General features: G+C 56.6%; 19 protein-coding genes. 3 read left to right on the top strand and 16 right to left on the bottom strand.

Features of this window, described 5'->3' with window-relative positions; all coding sequences use genetic code 11:
- Positions 1 to 47 precede the first annotated feature (47 nt).
- The 7 genes from Q9R35_RS10040 to Q9R35_RS10010 form a co-directional block, all read right to left on the bottom strand.
- Positions 48 to 1,154 carry a hypothetical protein gene (locus Q9R35_RS10040; protein WP_311219788.1) on the bottom strand — a complete coding sequence of 369 codons (1,107 nt, stop codon included), beginning with the start codon at positions 1,152 to 1,154 and terminating at the stop codon, positions 48 to 50.
- 26 nt (positions 1,155 to 1,180) lie between these two features.
- Positions 1,181 to 2,203 (bottom strand): Nif3-like dinuclear metal center hexameric protein, encoded by a 1,023-nt coding sequence (locus tag Q9R35_RS10035; protein ID WP_042485425.1) that lies wholly within the window; start codon positions 2,201 to 2,203, stop codon positions 1,181 to 1,183.
- A gap of 248 nt (positions 2,204 to 2,451) precedes the next feature.
- Positions 2,452 to 2,802 (bottom strand): Na-translocating system protein MpsC family protein, encoded by a 351-nt coding sequence (locus Q9R35_RS10030; protein WP_042485420.1) that lies wholly within the window; start codon positions 2,800 to 2,802, stop codon positions 2,452 to 2,454.
- Between the two features lie 42 nt (positions 2,803 to 2,844).
- Positions 2,845 to 3,789 (bottom strand): ornithine cyclodeaminase family protein, encoded by a 945-nt coding sequence (locus Q9R35_RS10025; RefSeq protein ID WP_042485417.1) that lies wholly within the window; start codon positions 3,787 to 3,789, stop codon positions 2,845 to 2,847.
- 11 nt (positions 3,790 to 3,800) lie between these two features.
- Positions 3,801 to 4,079, bottom strand: coding sequence for a 2Fe-2S iron-sulfur cluster-binding protein (locus Q9R35_RS10020; protein ID WP_009457378.1), 279 nt, complete (start codon positions 4,077 to 4,079; stop codon positions 3,801 to 3,803).
- A gap of 11 nt (positions 4,080 to 4,090) precedes the next feature.
- On the bottom strand, positions 4,091 to 4,435 hold the full coding sequence (locus tag Q9R35_RS10015) for a ferredoxin (protein WP_252605725.1): 345 nt from the start codon (positions 4,433 to 4,435) through the stop codon (positions 4,091 to 4,093).
- Positions 4,435 to 4,743 (bottom strand): 2Fe-2S iron-sulfur cluster-binding protein, encoded by a 309-nt coding sequence (locus tag Q9R35_RS10010; protein ID WP_042485411.1) that lies wholly within the window; start codon positions 4,741 to 4,743, stop codon positions 4,435 to 4,437. The genes Q9R35_RS10015 and Q9R35_RS10010 overlap by 1 nt, the downstream gene beginning before the upstream one ends.
- Positions 4,744 to 4,943: 200 nt before the next feature.
- On the opposite strand from Q9R35_RS10010, the gene Q9R35_RS10005 reads away from it, so the two are divergent.
- Positions 4,944 to 5,135 carry a hypothetical protein gene (locus Q9R35_RS10005; protein WP_125301709.1) on the top strand — a complete coding sequence of 64 codons (192 nt, stop codon included), beginning with the start codon at positions 4,944 to 4,946 and terminating at the stop codon, positions 5,133 to 5,135.
- Here the strand turns inward: Q9R35_RS10005 and Q9R35_RS10000 are convergent.
- The 6 genes from Q9R35_RS10000 to Q9R35_RS09975 form a co-directional block, all read right to left on the bottom strand.
- Positions 5,132 to 6,166, bottom strand: a complete 1,035-nt coding sequence (locus Q9R35_RS10000; RefSeq protein WP_125301704.1) for a 2Fe-2S iron-sulfur cluster-binding protein — start codon at positions 6,164 to 6,166, stop codon at positions 5,132 to 5,134. The genes Q9R35_RS10005 and Q9R35_RS10000 overlap by 4 nt on opposite strands.
- A gap of 20 nt (positions 6,167 to 6,186) precedes the next feature.
- Positions 6,187 to 6,666: a heme-binding protein gene (locus tag Q9R35_RS09995; protein WP_022983673.1), complete on the bottom strand. Its 480-nt coding sequence runs from the start codon at positions 6,664 to 6,666 to the stop codon at positions 6,187 to 6,189.
- Between the two features lie 31 nt (positions 6,667 to 6,697).
- Positions 6,698 to 8,158 carry an aldehyde dehydrogenase family protein gene (locus tag Q9R35_RS09990; RefSeq protein ID WP_311219787.1) on the bottom strand — a complete coding sequence of 487 codons (1,461 nt, stop codon included), beginning with the start codon at positions 8,156 to 8,158 and terminating at the stop codon, positions 6,698 to 6,700.
- A gap of 60 nt (positions 8,159 to 8,218) precedes the next feature.
- A complete protein-coding gene (locus Q9R35_RS09985) occupies positions 8,219 to 8,953 on the bottom strand; it encodes a TenA family transcriptional regulator (RefSeq protein ID WP_022983674.1) in 735 nt (244 codons plus the stop codon).
- A 123-nt stretch (positions 8,954 to 9,076) separates the two neighbouring features.
- The gene (locus tag Q9R35_RS09980; RefSeq protein ID WP_311219786.1) at positions 9,077 to 10,549 is read right to left on the bottom strand and encodes a gamma-glutamyltransferase; all 1,473 of its coding nucleotides are present in this window, start codon (positions 10,547 to 10,549) and stop codon (positions 9,077 to 9,079) included.
- A 5-nt stretch (positions 10,550 to 10,554) separates the two neighbouring features.
- On the bottom strand, positions 10,555 to 12,072 hold the full coding sequence (locus tag Q9R35_RS09975; protein WP_086061463.1) for a hypothetical protein: 1,518 nt from the start codon (positions 12,070 to 12,072) through the stop codon (positions 10,555 to 10,557).
- A gap of 170 nt (positions 12,073 to 12,242) precedes the next feature.
- On the opposite strand from Q9R35_RS09975, the gene Q9R35_RS09970 reads away from it, so the two are divergent.
- Together Q9R35_RS09970 and Q9R35_RS09965 are read left to right on the top strand one after the other, a co-directional pair.
- Positions 12,243 to 12,983 carry a sulfite exporter TauE/SafE family protein gene (locus tag Q9R35_RS09970; RefSeq protein ID WP_199265175.1) on the top strand — a complete coding sequence of 247 codons (741 nt, stop codon included), beginning with the start codon at positions 12,243 to 12,245 and terminating at the stop codon, positions 12,981 to 12,983.
- Positions 12,984 to 13,077: 94 nt separating this feature from the next.
- Positions 13,078 to 13,785 carry a GntR family transcriptional regulator gene (locus Q9R35_RS09965; protein WP_042485392.1) on the top strand — a complete coding sequence of 236 codons (708 nt, stop codon included), beginning with the start codon at positions 13,078 to 13,080 and terminating at the stop codon, positions 13,783 to 13,785.
- On the opposite strand, the gene Q9R35_RS09960 is transcribed toward Q9R35_RS09965, so the two are convergent.
- The 3 genes from Q9R35_RS09960 to Q9R35_RS09950 form a co-directional block, all read right to left on the bottom strand.
- Positions 13,786 to 14,376 carry a TetR/AcrR family transcriptional regulator gene (locus Q9R35_RS09960; protein ID WP_125301689.1) on the bottom strand — a complete coding sequence of 197 codons (591 nt, stop codon included), beginning with the start codon at positions 14,374 to 14,376 and terminating at the stop codon, positions 13,786 to 13,788.
- Between the two features lie 64 nt (positions 14,377 to 14,440).
- Complete coding sequence (locus tag Q9R35_RS09955; protein WP_311219785.1) at positions 14,441 to 15,676, bottom strand: multidrug effflux MFS transporter; 1,236 nt, start codon at positions 15,674 to 15,676, stop codon at positions 14,441 to 14,443.
- Positions 15,677 to 15,859: 183 nt separating this feature from the next.
- Positions 15,860 to 16,408 carry a ferritin-like domain-containing protein gene (locus tag Q9R35_RS09950; protein ID WP_045929383.1) on the bottom strand — a complete coding sequence of 183 codons (549 nt, stop codon included), beginning with the start codon at positions 16,406 to 16,408 and terminating at the stop codon, positions 15,860 to 15,862.
- Positions 16,409 to 16,525: the final 117 nt, after the last annotated feature.

Raw genomic sequence — 16,525 nt, 5'->3', positions numbered from 1 at the left:
AGCGCCAGCTTTAGCGCTCCTGAAAAGGGGGGACTGCAAACAGGAAATCAAATAATCAAAGGCGTCAAAAATACGGCCAGGATCACAGCCATCAACAAGCGCATGACGATGCCCAGAACGGCCGCCAGCATGACTTCTTTTTCATTCAGATCCGAGCACTCGGCCCAGACCACCGGAATCTGCCCAAATACCGCGGACAACGGCAGTCCTGAAGAAGCCAGTACGAAGGAGCCCACCACCAAAGAGGGGTCCAGTGTTGACGCCATCGCCTGCAACTTGCCCATTGCCAAAGTGGGGCTGACCAGCATCGCCAACACGCCTGTTTCAGGGTGAATATTCAAGGCCAGCAAACCGCGCTCAAGCACATCGCTGACAGGTGCCCAAATACCCATGTGTTCAAGCAAGCCAATGACACAGAACACCAAAGCCACGGCTGGAATCAGGATCAGCAGCAACAATTCCACCCCTTCGCGGGCTGCCTTGAACAGCATGGGTGCGAAATCAATATTCGGTGTGAAACGAGGCGCTGCCAGCAAATCCACCGAGCGGACATTGCGGTAAACCAGCCGTGACAGCAATAAGGGCGACAACAACAAGGGGCCAAAGATCGCAATCAGCACCACGGCAAAGACATTCACCCCGGCAAAGGTCAAGGCCATCATGCCCAGCATGAAGGTCGAGAACGATTGCTGTGACTGCACCATCGTGGCTACCGCAATCTTTTGCTCGTCCTTGGTTGCACCAGCCTGCCGCAACAAAGGCCCCGAAATACGACCAGCCGCGTTGATATCACCAAAAATGTTGTACACGCTGGGAATGATGACGGCCGGATTGATTCCAATGGCCCGCATCGCTGGCATAAAGACCCGCATCATGGCGTCAGTAAAACCCAAACGCTCCAGCAGGCGTCCAATGATGACGCTGATAATGACAGCCACCCCAACCTGCCCGGTCAAAAATACATCCACTACCACGGGCTTGACCTTGTTGAGCACCGTATCAAACGCGCCCGACAAGGTAGCGGGAAAGAAAAACAGCGTCAGCATGGCCACGGCCAGCAAACTCAGGCCCACCACCTCGATACGTTCCAAGGGACGGCGGCCCGCAGGCGGTGAATGCACTACCTTATCGATTTCTATTGTTTTGTTATCCATGTCTCTCTCCGTTCAGGAAGCTGGACTTACTGGAAGCTCAACACATTCTTGCCCATCAAATGGGCAGTCGAAAAATGCTGAGCATATTCACGCAGGCGGGCCCCACCCACTTGATGCACAGGTGTCGATGTCACCCGGTCGCGGAACATCACCACCTCGACACCATCGAGCAAAGCGCTCAGGGCATACGCCAAGGGCAACCCATTTTCCAGAATTTCCAGTACATGACTGTTGCCCACCAGGAAATTCAGGCCTAGTTCACGCGCGCATTCGATAAGCGCATGGCCGTCGTAGACCCGGCTGATGGAAGCCAGCACCGTGTCAACGCCCGGGTTCTCGGCCACCGCCTGACGCAGATGGTCGGGGCTAAAGCCGGTATGCGGAAAGATGTGCAAAATACGACCGACTCGACTACTACGCTCGCCCAGCCGAATGGCTCCCCGCGTCAGAGTACTGGTCTCCAGAATGTTTTCATTGCCCTTGATACGGCGTTCAGCCTGCAAGACCTGATCCTCCAGATCCAAGCCCATGAAACCGTCAAGCCGATCCAGCATGTCGCCCAAGGTGTTCACCCCTTCCAGGGGCTCGCCCACGAACATCACATTGCCATGAATGCCTCCATAAGCGATATCGCTTTTGCCCACTTTGTGGCCATGCAGATACGCAATACCCGGATGCAAACCATGAAACGCTTCGTGGCACTCCAGCGCAGCGACGCCATACAAGTCCAGATAATCCTTCAGGGTCACGCCCCCGCAACTGGCGGCATCGGCGATCGGATGATGCGCAACAATGGCATCCACCCCGGTGGCACCTGCCAGCTCAATGCTCAGTTCGGACATGGTCATGCACACCGCCACCTTGCGCACTTCCTTGTTGGGATCCCCATGAATCAGTCCCGGGATCTCCAGTACTTCCTTGCCGTAAATTCCAGAGGACTTCCAGATCACGAAGGGATGATGGCCGCATTTGACCTCATCCATACAGGACACCATGCGTCCCCCCGTAATTACGTTCAATGCATCCAGCAAATCGGCTACATAGGCCATGATTTTGTCTCCAAATAAAAAGCCGGCCTCGGGCCCTGGGAGTTCCCAGGGCCCGAGGCCGGCGGTATGCGAGCACTTCCTGTCGGCAACTTCCCCAAGCGGACCGGTCAGGGTCTGGACTCGGTTCCAGAGCACACTGCCCACAAGGCAATCCACTCCGGACGGAAGGACAACAAGACTGTCTACCAGTCAGCTTCTTTTTATCGATTTGGAATTCAGGACATCGGCTCTCACCAATGTCACTGCATTCACACTCCTTTGTGCAACAACACCATGGTGGAAGACAACTGCGCCGTCGCGTCGTAATCCTTGAAGATGGCCACGACGTCCAGGCCATACTCTTCCACCAAAACCTGCTTCATCTCTTTTTTGAACGCCTTGATCAGATACAGATCTGCCAAGTCAGCGATATGCGCATTTTCACGGCTCAGCGTCTGCAGGGCAGGCTGTCGTTTGTGAACGGCCAGCATGCTGATCCGGTCCTCGAGCACATCAATCTTTAGCGTCACCACACCTGAGGCAAAAATACTGCTGTTAATGCGGTTGTAGTCCCGGGTCAGTGCCTGCTTGAGTTCGCCTATAGAAGAAAAGCCTGCCATCGCCATTGCCTACCCCCAACATGCTTGAATTATTGTCGTTTTTCAGTGTGCGGCAAGCGCCTCCTGCGCTGTCTTGCCAAGCTGATGACGGCGATACGCCAATCCAGCGACGGCAATATCTTCAATCGCCACACCCACTGATTTATACACGCAAATTCCCTGTGCGTCGTAGCCTTGTCCCCGGTCTAATTGCAACCAATCGCTTAACTCGCACAACTTGTCCGAAACGCCGCAATTGGACGCAGCCAGAATCAGGTCCCCCGCCTCCGCGAGAGTCTGCTCACCCCACTCCACCACAATCTTGCCTGCCCGCTGCAGGCAGGCATCATCCAATTCCCGCGCTGTTGGCAAACTGGAGCCAACGGCGGCGACAAAGCAGCCTGGCTTCAGGCTGCGTCCATCAAACAGGGGATCGCGACTGCGGCTGGCCGTGACCAGAATATCCGCCTGTGCGGCGATCTCTTCCGCTCGGGCGGCTCGCACAGGCACACCACACTCCAGCTCCAGCTGGTGGCAGCGCTTCTCATCGACATTCGGGCTCCACACCAGCACACGCTGCAAATCAAAGGTCTGGCAAAACTGCAGGGCATGCGCCATCCCCTGGGCACCCAGACCCAGCACTCCCAAGGTTTGCGAATGGGGATTGGCGCCACGCTGTGCTGCCAGAACCGAGCAGGCTGCAGTACGCCACTGCGTGATCGCGCCAGCATCCAAGGTGGCCAAAGCTTGTCCGCTCAGTGCATCAAACAGCACAATGACAAAATTGAATGCGCCATGCACGGTCGTATAAATCTTGGCACCCGCCACTTGCTGGCCTGGGATGACCGCGCCCAAGGTCGACAAGCGGGTATCGCCCACCTGCGTGCGCACACGACGCTGCTGGGCCGCCTGGCCCTGTCCAAACTCGATGAAAGCCTGCTCCAGCACCTCTTGTACGGCAGGCGCATCAAGCAGCTCGTGTAGTTGCTGATCGGTCAAATGCAGCATGGCCGCTCCTTTTACCAGCTCACCGTAACGTCACCACGAACAAAGGTCTGGCACGCCATACGAAAACCCTCTGCCAGATCCTGCTCGGACAAATGCTTGTGTTCCTTGGCCTTAACCTCATCCGTATTGCTCAGCCCTTCCGTAATTCGGCACTTGCAGGTGCCGCAGATCCCGCCCCCGCACTTGAACGGGATGCCACCGCGCTCGCGGATGGAAACCCGCAGCAAGTTACTGTTCTCGGCGGCAGACACCACCAAATCATTATTCGACGCAAATGTAATCTGAACCATATTCTGCTACCTCAGGATTGCTGCTGTACCGGGGCCTGGACCCCAGCCTTGTGACCGACGACCCCACACTGACGCAACTCGGCCTGTATGCTGCCAAACTGTGTCAATCCCGCCAGCTCTTCATAAGCCTGCTCGGCTGTCGCAAACTTTTCCATTTGCCGGGTAGGAATGTCATTGATCGTGCCATTTGGCGTCTCTTCCACAATGCGAACGCGCGACCCTTCCTGAATGCGTGCAATGGCAAACACCGCTTTGAAACGACCCTGAAAATGGTATTCATACGCTGCCACCATTTCCACGCCCACTCCCGGCTCCGTGCGGTATTCCCCCGGCTTGCTCGTCAGCACCACATACATCACTGCACCTCCTGTGTTTCTGCCTGCTCCAGAACGATGTCCTGGTTAATCCACAGCTGGCACGCCAGCCGCCAGCCCTGATCCAGTCGCTCGCCCAACTGCTTTTTCTCTTTCCAGTTGGCCGCAGGCAGATGCTCGGCCCCCTCCAGCACACGACACGCACACTTGGCGCACTTGCCCATGCCGCAACCGTAGGTCAAATGAGGAAAGGGGAATTGCTTGATGCCCGCCCTGACCACCAAATTCGTGTTCTCCTGCACCTCGCCCACATGAGTCTGGCCGTTTTTATGAAAAGTAATGGTTGGCATAAGACCTCCTGCTTGCTGCCAATGATGCGACCGGATTGCGAGCCCTGACCGCCTGAAAAACCAAGAACGGTATACCAAGTCGAAAAATGCGCTTTCCCCGCAACAGATTTTCTTGGCTTTAGACACACTTTTCTGTCAATTTGAGTAGAAACCCCTATTGCGGTATACTTAATTCAATTCAAACCCTAAACGAGATTGCCATGAAAACCCCCGTCGAACTTCGCTATTTGCAGCGTCCTGTCGGCGAGCAGTTGCTGCCTCATTTGGCTCAGCGCAAGCATCTGCGCCGTCGTATTCCACTCATCAATCTGCCCTCGCTCACTGAACTGTTTGGCAGCGGAAAGAAGCGCGACCCTGAAGCGGCCCAGGATCAGCTCCCGCACAGCGCCTAGGCAAGAGAAGGCTCTGCCGAACTGGTATCAGACTGGAAGTTGAAGGCATCGGCATACATGAACTGCTCATTGGCGCCATGCTCCTTGAACAGACCACGGGCCTGCTCAATCATCACGGGCGAGCCGCACAAGTAAATGGCATGCTCTGACAGGTCAGGTTCATCTCGACACACCTGTTGCTGCACATAGCCGCGCGCGCCTTGCCAACTCTCGTCAGCATGAGAGAGCACAGGGACGAAACGGAACTCGCACAAGCGGTCCGCCCAAGATTCAATTTCCTGGGCCAGATACAAATCCTCGGGTCGGTTCATCCCCCAATACAGGCTGACAGGCGGGCAATCGTCCTTGTCCAGCAAGGACTCCAGAATCGCCTTGATCGGTGCAATACCCGTACCGGTGGCCACCATGACCATGGGCCTCCAGTCCCGCTCGCGCCAATAGAAAACGCCCAAGGGCAGCTCCAGCAGCAGCTCGTCTCCGGCTTTCAGCGCCGGCAGACATGCCTGGGTGAAACGGCCGCCTTCCACTTCCCGCACATGCAATTCAATGCGCCCCTGGGCGGCATCGGCATTGGCCATGGAAAAACTGCGTGCACGCCCGTCCTCGAACAGGATGTTCAGATACTGACCAGGACGAAACTGCACTTGCACGTCCTGGGGCAACTGCAAGGTCAAGCGCCAGATGCCCTGACACGCCCGCTCCACGCTATGAACCTGTGTCCTGACTTGCTGCACTTCAGGCAACTCGTCACGATGAGCGGCCAGACTGATTTCAATATCGGCATCCAGTCGAGCCTGGCAGGCGGCGGCATGGCCCTGCTCGTGTTCTTCATCAGCAATGCTCATGGGCAGGCAGTCATCCTCATAACAAACCTTCCCGCGAGTGACCTGAATACGGCAGGTACCGCAACCGCCAAACTCACAGTCGCTATAAATGCGCACGCCTTGGCGCTGGGCGGCCTGCAAGATGGTCTCTTGCGGTTCTACCCAGAATTGCTCGCCGGTTTCCTTGATGTCGACACGATGGGCCATGACCCGTCCTCCTGATACCACTATTTCTTGATGTCCGCCTGAACCAGCACGTCCAGACCCTCTGCCTTCAAGGCCTCGGCCAAGGCCTGCAAGCCGGCCACACCGGCTGCCGTGTCCTGCTCGCCGTTACCGCCACTCAGGCCTATGCCACCAATGACTTCGCCATTGACCACAATGGGATAGCCGCCCACAAAGGCCGCAAAACGCCCTTCAAAGCTCAACTGAATCCCGAAGGCCTCATTACCCGGCAAGGCGGGACCATTGGGCGGCGTGGTGAACAAATGGGTGGAGCGCTTGTGGCCGGCAGCGGTAAACGCCTTGTTCCAGGCAATCTGGGCGCCGGTAATACGAGCCCCATCCATACGCTCCATGACGATGGGGTAACCCCCTTCGTCAACCACGCAAACGGTCTCCAGCACGCCAATCTCTTTGGATTTGGCAATCGCCGCGTCCACCATCAAGCGCGCTTCGCGCTGCTCGAGACGTAGGATTTTTTTCATAAGTCTTCTCAGTATTTCGGGTTAATAAAATTCAGATACCGCGATACACGGTCTTGATCTGGGTATAGAACTCCAGGCCCGCCCGGCCCGACTCGCGGAAGGTGGAGGTGCTGGACTGTTTCAGCCCACCAAAAGGAGCATTGATCAAGTTGCCGGTTGTCGTGCGATTGATCTTGACCGTCCCGGCCTCAATGTCATTGGCAAAGCGATGCGCATATTCAGCACTGCGCGTCACAATGGCGGCAGACAAGCCGTATTCGGTGTCATTGGCCATGGCCAGTGCCTGCTCGTAGGAATCGATTTCCAGCAAGGCAATCACCGGGCCAAAAATCTCTTCGCGAGCAATACGCATCTGCTGGGTCACGTCCGTAAACAAAGCCGGGCGCATGAACAGGCCGCGTGCGTAGTCACCCTCAGTCAAGCGTTCGCCGCCCAGTAAATGGGTGGCTTCCTGCTTGCCGATGGCCACATATTCCAGAATGCTTTCCAGTTGGCTTTCGGTGGCAATAGGCCCCAGATCGGGGTTGCCATTCAAACCATTACCCACGCTCAAAGCGCTGACTTTCTCTACCAGGCGCCGCGTGAATTCTTCTTTGACCTGACGATGCACCAGCACACGGCTGGTTCCCGTGCAGGCCTGGCCGCTCAAGGAGAACCCGCCTTGAACCACCAGTTTGACGGCCAGATCCAGGTCGGCGTCTTCCATGACAATCAAGGGGTTTTTGCCACCCAGTTCCATTTGGGTCCGGGTGCTCATGCGGGCCTGACGACAAATGTCTTCACCCGCCTGGGTCGAGCCAGTAAACGAAATAGCGCGTACCTGAGGGGATTGCACCAGCGTGGGCCCCACCTCACTGGCCCTGCCATGCACCAGATTCAGCACACCCGCCGGAATCCCGGCTTGCGCAAAGGCTTCGCACAGGTAATAGCCCGTCAAAGGTGTGTCGGATGAAGGTTTGAACACGACGGTATTACCGGTGATCAAGGCGGGGGCAATTTTGCGTGCCGGGATGGAGATAGGGAAATTCCAGGGCGCAATCACGGATACCACACCCAAAGGTTCACGCTGGGTATAGACCAGTTGCTGTGCATCGTCCTGGGGGAATGTCTCGCCGGTATAGGTCTGGCCTTCAACCGCATAAAAACGCAGGGTCTGGGCCGAGCGCCCAACTTCCATCTTGCTCTGCGCCAGCGTTTTGCCCTCTTCTCGCGTCAGACCCTGAGCGATACGGTCCACATTGGCATCAAGCCAGGCTGCTGCTGCATTCAGCACACGGGCCCGAGTAGAGATAGGCGTTGCTCGCCATCCCGCAAAGGCGGCCTGAGCAGCAGCAACGGCAGCCTGCGCGTCCTCAGCCGTGGACAGAGGGAAAGCTCCCACCACATCGTCCCGATCGGCCGGATTCAGATTAGGCGTCGTGCGCCCGCTCTGGCTGGGCAGCCACTGCCCATCAATGTAATTGTCGAAAACGACGTCCTTGAGATTGTCCACCGCTGTACTTCCTTGTTTCTAGGTCGGCGGGCAGCCCATCTGCCCGCTCGGCTTTCTGGCTCAGGCTGCTTCCAGCTGCAGTTCTTGCAGGCTGATCTCGTCTTTGACGTAATCGTTGTACAGAGAAGTGGTATACAGTAGACGCATCTCGGCACCAATTTCGCAGATACGCAAGCAACGCTGCTGCAGTTCCACCGTGTTCGCATGCTCAAGCACGATCTGGTAGCCACGCTCGCCGTGGATTTCGTCCGACACAATGTGCAGGTCGAAAAACTCCACTTCTTCGTCCGTGAAGCCGTATTTTTCGCGCAAGGTTGGGGTCTGCTTGCGGTAGATAGAGGGCACTTGGGACTCCAGACCCACAACCAGCCCCGCCACCGCAACGACCGGATCTTCGCGCATGGCAATGGCGTAACACCAGGCCTGCAAGGCGCGGGTGGTGGCATTCATGTTGTCGGGGTCTTCAATACGTGCCCGTGTCGTGCCGCACGCTTCGCCAAAGCGGATCAGCAGATCTGTGTGGCGGTCACCGCCAATTTCCTCTTCATACATATTGGCCAGCAAGAAGTCTTTGGCCTCCACGTATTCAGCGGGAGTGCGGGCATACAGATAACCCAGGTAATCGGCAAAAGGGCCGACATAGTGATAGTGGTTTTCAGCCCAGCGAGCCAGATGTTCACGGCTTAGCTTGCCGCTGGCCCAGGCAATACTGAAAGGGGAAGTATTGGCACTTTTCCCTTTAATGGCGGTTTCCAGTGCGGTGCGAAATTCATCGCGATTCAGCAGTTTTTCCATGACTGTTTCCTTGTTGAAAGACGTCGCCCTGACAGCAGCCGACGAAAGATGAGGTTTGGACTATTTAAGTATATTGTATACCGTCTACTATTTTAGAAAGTAGGGAATAACCCTGCCCGTTTATCAGGCCAGCGCCACGCAACCATCCTTACGAGGGTCAGAAACAGCCTGCAAACGGCCGTCTGCCAAGCGCTCAACCGCCTGAGCCCCGCCAAAGTCGCTGCGGCCAGCCAGTTCGCCTACGCCTTTATCAGGCGGCACATACCCGTGCTCACGCAAAAAGGCTGTACGGTTCGCATCAAAACCATCCTCCAGGGCCAGACGCCCGGCCCCTTCCAGACGCCAGCGCGGTTCAAACATCGCTTTATCCAAAGGCCAGCCATCGCGCAAAACACGGGTCCATATCTGTATCTGCCCTTGGGGTTGCATCAAGCCGCCCACCACGCCCAGTCCCATATGGAACTGGCCGGACTTCAAGGCCAAAGACGGGACCACCGTGTGATAGGGCCGTTTGCCCGGCCCCGGGCCATTCACATGCCCTGGCTCGGAGAAACCGAACCCCCGGTTTTGCAGCACAAACCCACAGCCGGGCACGGCATAGCCTGACCCAAACCGTTTGAAGATGCTGGACATGAACGTAACGGCCAGCCCGTCCGCATCGACCACAACAGTGCAGACCGTATTCCCGGCCGGATCACACACGACTCGTGAAGCCTGAGCCATTGCGGCTTCCGTCGCCTTGACCAGCTCCAGCTCCGCCGCATCTTGATCAACGGGGCGTTTCCAGGCACGTTGTACGGCCTCCAGTACCGCCACCCCATGCGTGTTGGGAGGGCATTCATAAAGGCTGAACTCACCCAGCGATGCGCTGACAGGTTCACAGAAAAACCCTTTATGACGGCGAAAGTCCTCAGCCCTCAATAATCCCTGCATCTGCTCCATTGCCTGTTCAGCATGCTGCGCGGGGCGACCCAGATAAAAGGCATCTGGCCCTTGCGCGGCTATCTCCTCCAAGACAGCCGCCAGCTCCGGATTCCGGTACTGCTCCCCTGCTTGGGGCGGCTTTCCTGCCCTATAAAGGGCGGCACACACGGGATCGCGATGCAGCACAAAATCGAAGATTTTCCATTCACGCGCCGCCACCGGCGCGACCGCAAAACCTTCCCACGCTGCCTGAATGGCAGGCTGAAACAAGCGCGCCCAATCCAGACGGCCATAGCGCTGATGCATATCCCACCACCCTCGCACCAGACCGGGCGTGGTAATGGACAGCACATGACGCTCGGGGATCCGCCCCCCAGGCAAAGCCTGAACAGGCTCAGCCTTCAACAACAGGGGGGCCGCGCCGCTGCCGTTGTAAGCCACTGGCATACTGTCGGGCGGTGCAATCATGGCTAACAGATCGCCACCAATGCCTGTCGCCATAGGCTCAACGACCCCCATGACGGCATCGGCAGCAATAGCCGCATCCACTGCACTACCCTTGAGTTCCAGCATGGCCTGCGCGGCCCTCACCGCCAAGGGGTGCCCGGCAGCAACGGCCCAATGTTTCCCCAATCCCTGTTTTTCACCTGCGCGATAGGCTGTCGTACCCATATCGCTCATCCGAATATCAGCACGGCACAAATTGTCGACAGCGCCATCCCCGCCAGCACAGGAACCGTCAGGGCTCGCACCAGATCCAACACATGCACTCGGGCAAAGCCCGCCACGGCAATCAATGAAGACCAGGCAATCAGCGTGCCGCCTCCGGTCCAGATGGCGCCGATCTGTCCTACCGCAGCCAGAGTTTCCACCTCCAGCCCGGACACCGGACTCAAAGCCGACGCCAGCGTGCCCGTCAATGGCAGGCCCGAGAAGCCCGAGCCATCAATGCCCGAGATCATGCCTACCAACAAAACACCAAAAGCCACCAGAAAATGATTGTCCGGAATCAGATGCTGACCCGCCGAGATCAGCTCGAACAGCAGACTGGGCGTTTGTTCCAGTGGGGTGCCCAAAATGGCAGACGTTGCTTCACTGGCACCCAGAAAGAAGAAGCCGGCGATGGGCAACACCGAGCCCATGGCTCGAAACGCAAATACAAAGCCATCGGTCATATGGTCCGGGCAGGTGTCCAGCATGCGGCGTGGACCTTCTGCCATACAGGTGGCAATCATCATCAGCACAAAGGCCACACCCCCAACCAAACCGGCGGCATCTCCACCACGCAGGACTGGCAAGGACGGGATAAAGCGGGGCAGCAGCATGATGCCAATCACCGCCAGGAACGCCAGTGGCGTAATCCAGGCCAGAATGCGTGAATAGCGCTCTTCCTTGGCACTCAAACCGGAATGCACCGTATGTTCATTCCCTGCAGTGCCACGGGCAATCTCCGCCTTGTCATAAGTCCCTTGAGATTCCATTTCATCCAGGGTGCTATCGGGCGCCTGGCGCATCCAGGCATCCAGCAAACGACTATCGGCCGGTTTGAAATGGCGGCGCATCAGCAGAAATGCCAACGTCAGCGCAACACCACCTGTAATCCAGGAGAGCACCAGAGCACGATCAGCCAGCACGGCCACATCGGCACCGACACCTGCCGCCTTGGCGCTGATGCCCGGGGCAACCCCAATAATGTAGTCTGACGACAGCGCCATGCCTTGCCCACAGATGGCGATAGCCATCGCACCGACCAAGGGCGGCAAGCCAGCAGCAATAGCCGCCGGCAGCAAAATGGCCGACACCAGAGGCACAGCAGGTGTCGGCCAGAAGAACAGCGAAATAAAGTAGGTAGCCGCTGCAATCATCAAAAAGGACGAGCCACTATTGACCATGACCTTGCGGAAAGGGGCCACCATCTTCACATCGGCCTCCAAGCGCTTTAACGAGTTCAGCAAGGCAGTCATGAACGTGATCACCAGGAAAATATTGAACAGTTCCTGAGCGGCCACAAAGCTGGCAGAAAAAATACTGATAAAGCCCTGAATCGGACTGCCCGTCATGGCAGTGACAACCGCCAAAGTACCAATCACGGATGGCACCACCACGTTGGCCCGAAAAATCATCGTAATGATGATGACCAGAACGCTGATCAAATAAGCCCAGTGCGCCGCACTGAGCACCACGTCGCTTTGCATGTATCCCCCTTTCCTTCTCTTTTTTCTGAATATTTAGCATTCCTGAAACGGTATACTATCTTCAATCAATGATCGAAATCAGAAAAAACTATCAAAAACTGGGGAAAACTCTAAGAATTTCATGTTTGAAACACTTAGATTGAATACCTTATACAAATAAAGAGGAAACTATGGCGGCTTTGATTGATCTGGTGGACCCGCTCTCCTGGCTGCTCATGGCCTTGCTGGTTGTGTTGGCTGCCTTTTTGCAAGGCGTTGGTGGAGTTGGGTTTGCGATGCTGGTCGCGCCAATTGCCGCCTTGGTATTTCCGCAGTTGGTTCCAGGCCCCCTACTGGCCTTGGGTGGCAGTGTCTCTCTGCTGGCCGCCTTGCGAGAGCGCCAACATATCGTGCCCGATGTCGTTGTCTGTGCACTGGGTGGCCGCGCCACCGGATCGATCATTGCCATATTGGCCATGACGCAACTCCCCATAGAAGCAGTCAACCTGGGTTTTGCCCTTGCCATTCTGGTGGCAGTCGCACTGAGTGCCTGGGGCTTGCGTATCCTGGCCTCCAAACGAAACATGATCCTGGCGGGCATTGCCTCGGGCATCATGGGAACCTTGACCTCAGTAGGCGCTCCCGCTCTGGCCATTGCCATGCAAAATCTGGCTCCTGCACAGCTACGGGCTTCATTGGGTCTTATTTTGTTTTTGGGCGCAAGCCTGTCCTTGGTCCTGCTTATTGTGGCGGGCCTGTTCTCCTTGCAACAGGCAATGCTCAGCATCGTGCTCTACCCCTTCATGCTGCTGGGCTTCACGCTATCGGGGCAACTACGTCATAAAGTCAGCCTGCCGTTGATGCGTAGGCTGCTACTGGGAATTTGCTCTCTAAGTGCCGTGGTCTTGATTACCCGTACGCTGTGGCAATAATGCTTAGGCCGCAAACTGTATACCATATTCAGAAAAGTGCGTTCACACCGTATAATCGTGTCTGGCCCTTCTGCCCGATTGCACAGGTCGCACCATGAATATCCCCAGTTTCCACCTCCCCCATTCCCTTGGCGATACAGATAACCGTCGCTTGGGCGATCAACACGCGTCACTGTTTGCGGTGATACGCGACCAGTTACGTGAACGTATCCTGAGTGGTGAATTCCATCCAGGCGACCGTCTGGTGGAAGGAAAATTGGCGAGCGAGCTGGGTGTGTCGCGTATTCCTGTACGAGAGGCCCTGCGCGAGCTGGCCTCCGAAGGGCTGGTCACTATCGAACCACGACGTGGCGCCTCTGTGGCCGTCCTGTCGGCAGAGATTGCCTACAACATGGCTGAAGTGCGTGCCACGCTGGAAGGCTTGAATGCAAAACTGGCCGCCCAGCGCCGGGACCCGGCCAATATCGAAAAGCTGCAAACCATTTTGAGCCAGGGCCATGAAGCCATGGATGCCGGCAATCTGGATTTGCTCAAATCCCTGAACCGCCAGTTTCATGAAACTCTGGCCACCATGTCGGGCAATATCGTGCTGACCGAGCTGATGCGCTCTCTGCGAGATCGCACCGCCTTGTTATTTGCGCCCAGCAATTTGCAGCGCATCCGCCAGAACTGGGAAGATCACTCCCAGATTCTCAATGCGGTTGTGGCCGGTAATGGCGATCTGGCCAACCTGTTGGCCACCCAGCACGTGCACAATGCGGCCAAAGCCTATCAGGACGCGCAGAACGGCGAGAAGGTCTGATCAAGCAGGGCGGTCCGTTCTCAATGCCGCCTCAAAGACTAGCCAAACCGATTCGAGACGCCGCTGGTACTTGCGCGCACCACCAAATAACAGCTCGCTTTGCAGGCTGTCGATCAAGGCCATGTAAGTCATGGCCAAGGTATCTACACTCAAGCCCATTTCAGGCCTGGCCAGGGCAGACTGTGCCAGGGCCCGATGGATGATGCCTTCCAGATCCGCCATGAACACATGCATGGGTTCCATCACCACATCGTACAAATGCACAGGCGGCGCAAACAAGGTGCGAATCCAGAAACGTACTTGATGCGATTGCTCGAAACGCTCCTGTATTCCTTCCAGATAGGCCCGCAACTGCTGCTTGATCCCTTCGCCTCCGTGCAGAACCTGACGGGCATGGTTCAACTCATCTTCCACAATCTTTGGAATCAGGCTCAGGAACAGCTCGTCCTTGTTACGAAAATGGGCATAGACCGAGGGCTTTTTAATGCCTACATCAGCGGCAATCTCGTTCATGGTGGTGGCATCAAAGCCCTGAACGGCAAAACGCGCCAACGCGGCATCCTGCAGTTTTTCAGTAGTGGTTTTGCTCACAGTCCAACAAGCTCTCAGTCAAAGGCCAAGTATCAAGGCCGCCATCGCGGCCCGCAGCAACTGTCTATTTTACAGCCCCCAGTTCACTGACCGATCTTGTCACCGTGTGGCAACGACCAGCCAGGACGTACAGCAGGATCGACAGCAGTCCGCAGCCGCCAATGGCCAGCGGCAAGACCTGCGGCCCGGGCACCGCCAGGCTGACGATATAGCCCACCACCGCCGAAATCAGGTAATGGAACATGCCCATCAAGGCGGCAGCCGTCCCAGCCTGCGGGCCAGCCACATCCATGGTCAAGGCCGTTACGTTGCCAAACACCATCCCTAAGGAGCCGACCGAAATGGCGATCAAGGCGGCATACAGGATCAGGCCCGCCACGTCTGCTTGCACCGCCCCATACAAGAGCAAAGCTGAAGCCGTATGAACAATCAGCCCCAAGGCCAGCACCCGAGAGGTAGGCATCCCGGCCTTCAACAAGTAATTGCTGACGACCCCACCCAGCACCAGTGCCACCGAGTTACCAGCGAACACATAGCTGAACACGGCAGGCGACAAGGAAAAATGCTGTGTGAACACAAAGGCCGAGCCGCTGATATAGACAAACAAGGCAGCCAAGGCAAAACCGCCGGAACCGGTATAAGCCATGAAGGTCTTGTTGCGCAGCTCCCGCCCATAGGCCCGAACAATATGACCAGGATTCAAAGGAACACGCTGTGTCACCGGCAGGGAATCCGGGATAGCCTTCAGTCCCCACAACAAACCTAACGTTCCTAAAAAGGCCAGCATCCAGAAGATGGCCCGCCAATCCGCATGGCTCAACAGATACGCGCCCAGGATAGGGGCCACAATCGGTGCGATCATCATCACCTGCATCAGCAGGGAGAAGATACGTGCCGACTCTTTTATGTCGCACAAGTCCGCCACAATGGCGCGCGGTGTGACCAAGCCCGCCGCAGCGCCCAAAGCCTGGATAAAACGTGCTGCCAACAAGGCTTCAACCGATGTGGCCAGAGCGCCAAAAACCGAGCCCACCACAAAAATCACCACACCCAGCAGCAAGGGGACTCGACGCCCGAAGCGATCCAACAAGGGACCATAAATACCCTGCCCCAACGCCAGGCCAGCCAGAAACACGGACAGGGTTTGTTGAATCCGCCCCGCAGAAGCGCCCAGCTCCTGCGCAATGGCAGGCATGCCCGGCAAATACATATCGATGGCCATGGCATCCAGGGCCGTCAACAAGGCCAGCAACAAGATCAAAGGCCAGGCCAAGCCTCTGCTACGCGACAACGCGTTCATATCGCGCCCTCTACACTGCGGAAAAACAGAAGTTCAAACACGCTCACACCCCCGTATATGGCGCCGATACTTAAAACTACCTACCGATAGGTAGGAAAGCCGCTACTGTACTCCTTTTCAGGATTCAGGCAGAAAAAAACCCCGGAAAATACCGGGGTTTTGGTGAGCGTCTGTACAAATAACTTAGATATCCAGCAAATCGCCCATATCGTCGGCATGCTCTTCTTCCACTGCCATGATTTCAATCAGCATCTGGCGGGTGGTCGGGTCGGTATCACCAATACGCTCGATCATCTGGCGATAGGACTCGATGGCAATACGTTCGGCAATCAGGTTGGCGCGAATCATGGATTTGATATCGCCGCTATCGTCATACTCCGCATGACTGCGCTGGACCAGGTTCTGGGGGTTGAAATCCGGCTCGCCGTTCAGTTGCACAATACGTTCGGCAATGCGGTCCGCATGCTCGGCTTCCTGCTGGGCATGTTCCAGAAACTCGGCTTTGATGGGCTCGTTGTTCAAGCCGGTAGCGGTGAAGTAGTGGCGCTTGTAGCGCATCACACAGACCAGCTCGGTAGCCAGGGCCTCATTGAGCATCTGAATGATTTCTTCACGGTTGCCCTTGTAGCCGGATGCCACCGCCCCATCGTCCACAAACTTCTTGGCAGCCGCGCGGATAGCGGCAACATCGATTGGACCTTGGTTTGGTTTGACAGCTTTCTGCTTATTCATTGCATTCCTCCGTATTGATTCCCACCGCGAAAGTGCGGCGCTGTATCGCGCAACAACCGGAAACGAACACACTGACTCCATAACCAACAAGAGCTTGTCCTTGGGACAAGCGCTTTA

Source organism: Alcaligenes sp. AB3 (assembly GCF_031844565.1).
Lineage (GTDB): Bacteria > Pseudomonadota > Gammaproteobacteria > Burkholderiales > Burkholderiaceae_B > Alcaligenes > Alcaligenes faecalis.
This window is presented reverse-complemented; position numbering and strand designations above follow the sequence as displayed.

Coding starts and splice junctions, on each gene's coding strand:
- Q9R35_RS10025 (WP_042485417.1), bottom strand. CDS start 3,789: ATGCTGCATTTGACCGATCAGCAACTACACGAGCTGCTTGATGCGCCT.
- Q9R35_RS09970 (WP_199265175.1), top strand. CDS start 12,243: ATGGCGGCTTTGATTGATCTGGTGGACCCGCTCTCCTGGCTGCTCATG.
- Q9R35_RS09980 (WP_311219786.1), bottom strand. CDS start 10,549: ATGGGTACGACAGCCTATCGCGCAGGTGAAAAACAGGGATTGGGGAAA.
- Q9R35_RS09965 (WP_042485392.1), top strand. CDS start 13,078: ATGAATATCCCCAGTTTCCACCTCCCCCATTCCCTTGGCGATACAGAT.
- Q9R35_RS10040 (WP_311219788.1), bottom strand. CDS start 1,154: ATGGATAACAAAACAATAGAAATCGATAAGGTAGTGCATTCACCGCCT.
- Q9R35_RS09985 (WP_022983674.1), bottom strand. CDS start 8,953: ATGGAAAAACTGCTGAATCGCGATGAATTTCGCACCGCACTGGAAACC.
- Q9R35_RS09995 (WP_022983673.1), bottom strand. CDS start 6,666: ATGAAAAAAATCCTACGTCTCGAGCAGCGCGAAGCGCGCTTGATGGTG.
- Q9R35_RS10015 (WP_252605725.1), bottom strand. CDS start 4,435: ATGTATGTGGTGCTGACGAGCAAGCCGGGGGAATACCGCACGGAGCCG.
- Q9R35_RS10035 (WP_042485425.1), bottom strand. CDS start 2,203: ATGGCCTATGTAGCCGATTTGCTGGATGCATTGAACGTAATTACGGGG.
- Q9R35_RS10030 (WP_042485420.1), bottom strand. CDS start 2,802: ATGGCAGGCTTTTCTTCTATAGGCGAACTCAAGCAGGCACTGACCCGG.
- Q9R35_RS10020 (WP_009457378.1), bottom strand. CDS start 4,079: ATGGTTCAGATTACATTTGCGTCGAATAATGATTTGGTGGTGTCTGCC.
- Q9R35_RS09975 (WP_086061463.1), bottom strand. CDS start 12,072: ATGCAAAGCGACGTGGTGCTCAGTGCGGCGCACTGGGCTTATTTGATC.
- Q9R35_RS10000 (WP_125301704.1), bottom strand. CDS start 6,166: ATGGCCCATCGTGTCGACATCAAGGAAACCGGCGAGCAATTCTGGGTA.
- Q9R35_RS10005 (WP_125301709.1), top strand. CDS start 4,944: ATGAAAACCCCCGTCGAACTTCGCTATTTGCAGCGTCCTGTCGGCGAG.
- Q9R35_RS09950 (WP_045929383.1), bottom strand. CDS start 16,408: ATGAATAAGCAGAAAGCTGTCAAACCAAACCAAGGTCCAATCGATGTT.
- Q9R35_RS10010 (WP_042485411.1), bottom strand. CDS start 4,743: ATGCCAACCATTACTTTTCATAAAAACGGCCAGACTCATGTGGGCGAG.
- Q9R35_RS09955 (WP_311219785.1), bottom strand. CDS start 15,676: ATGAACGCGTTGTCGCGTAGCAGAGGCTTGGCCTGGCCTTTGATCTTG.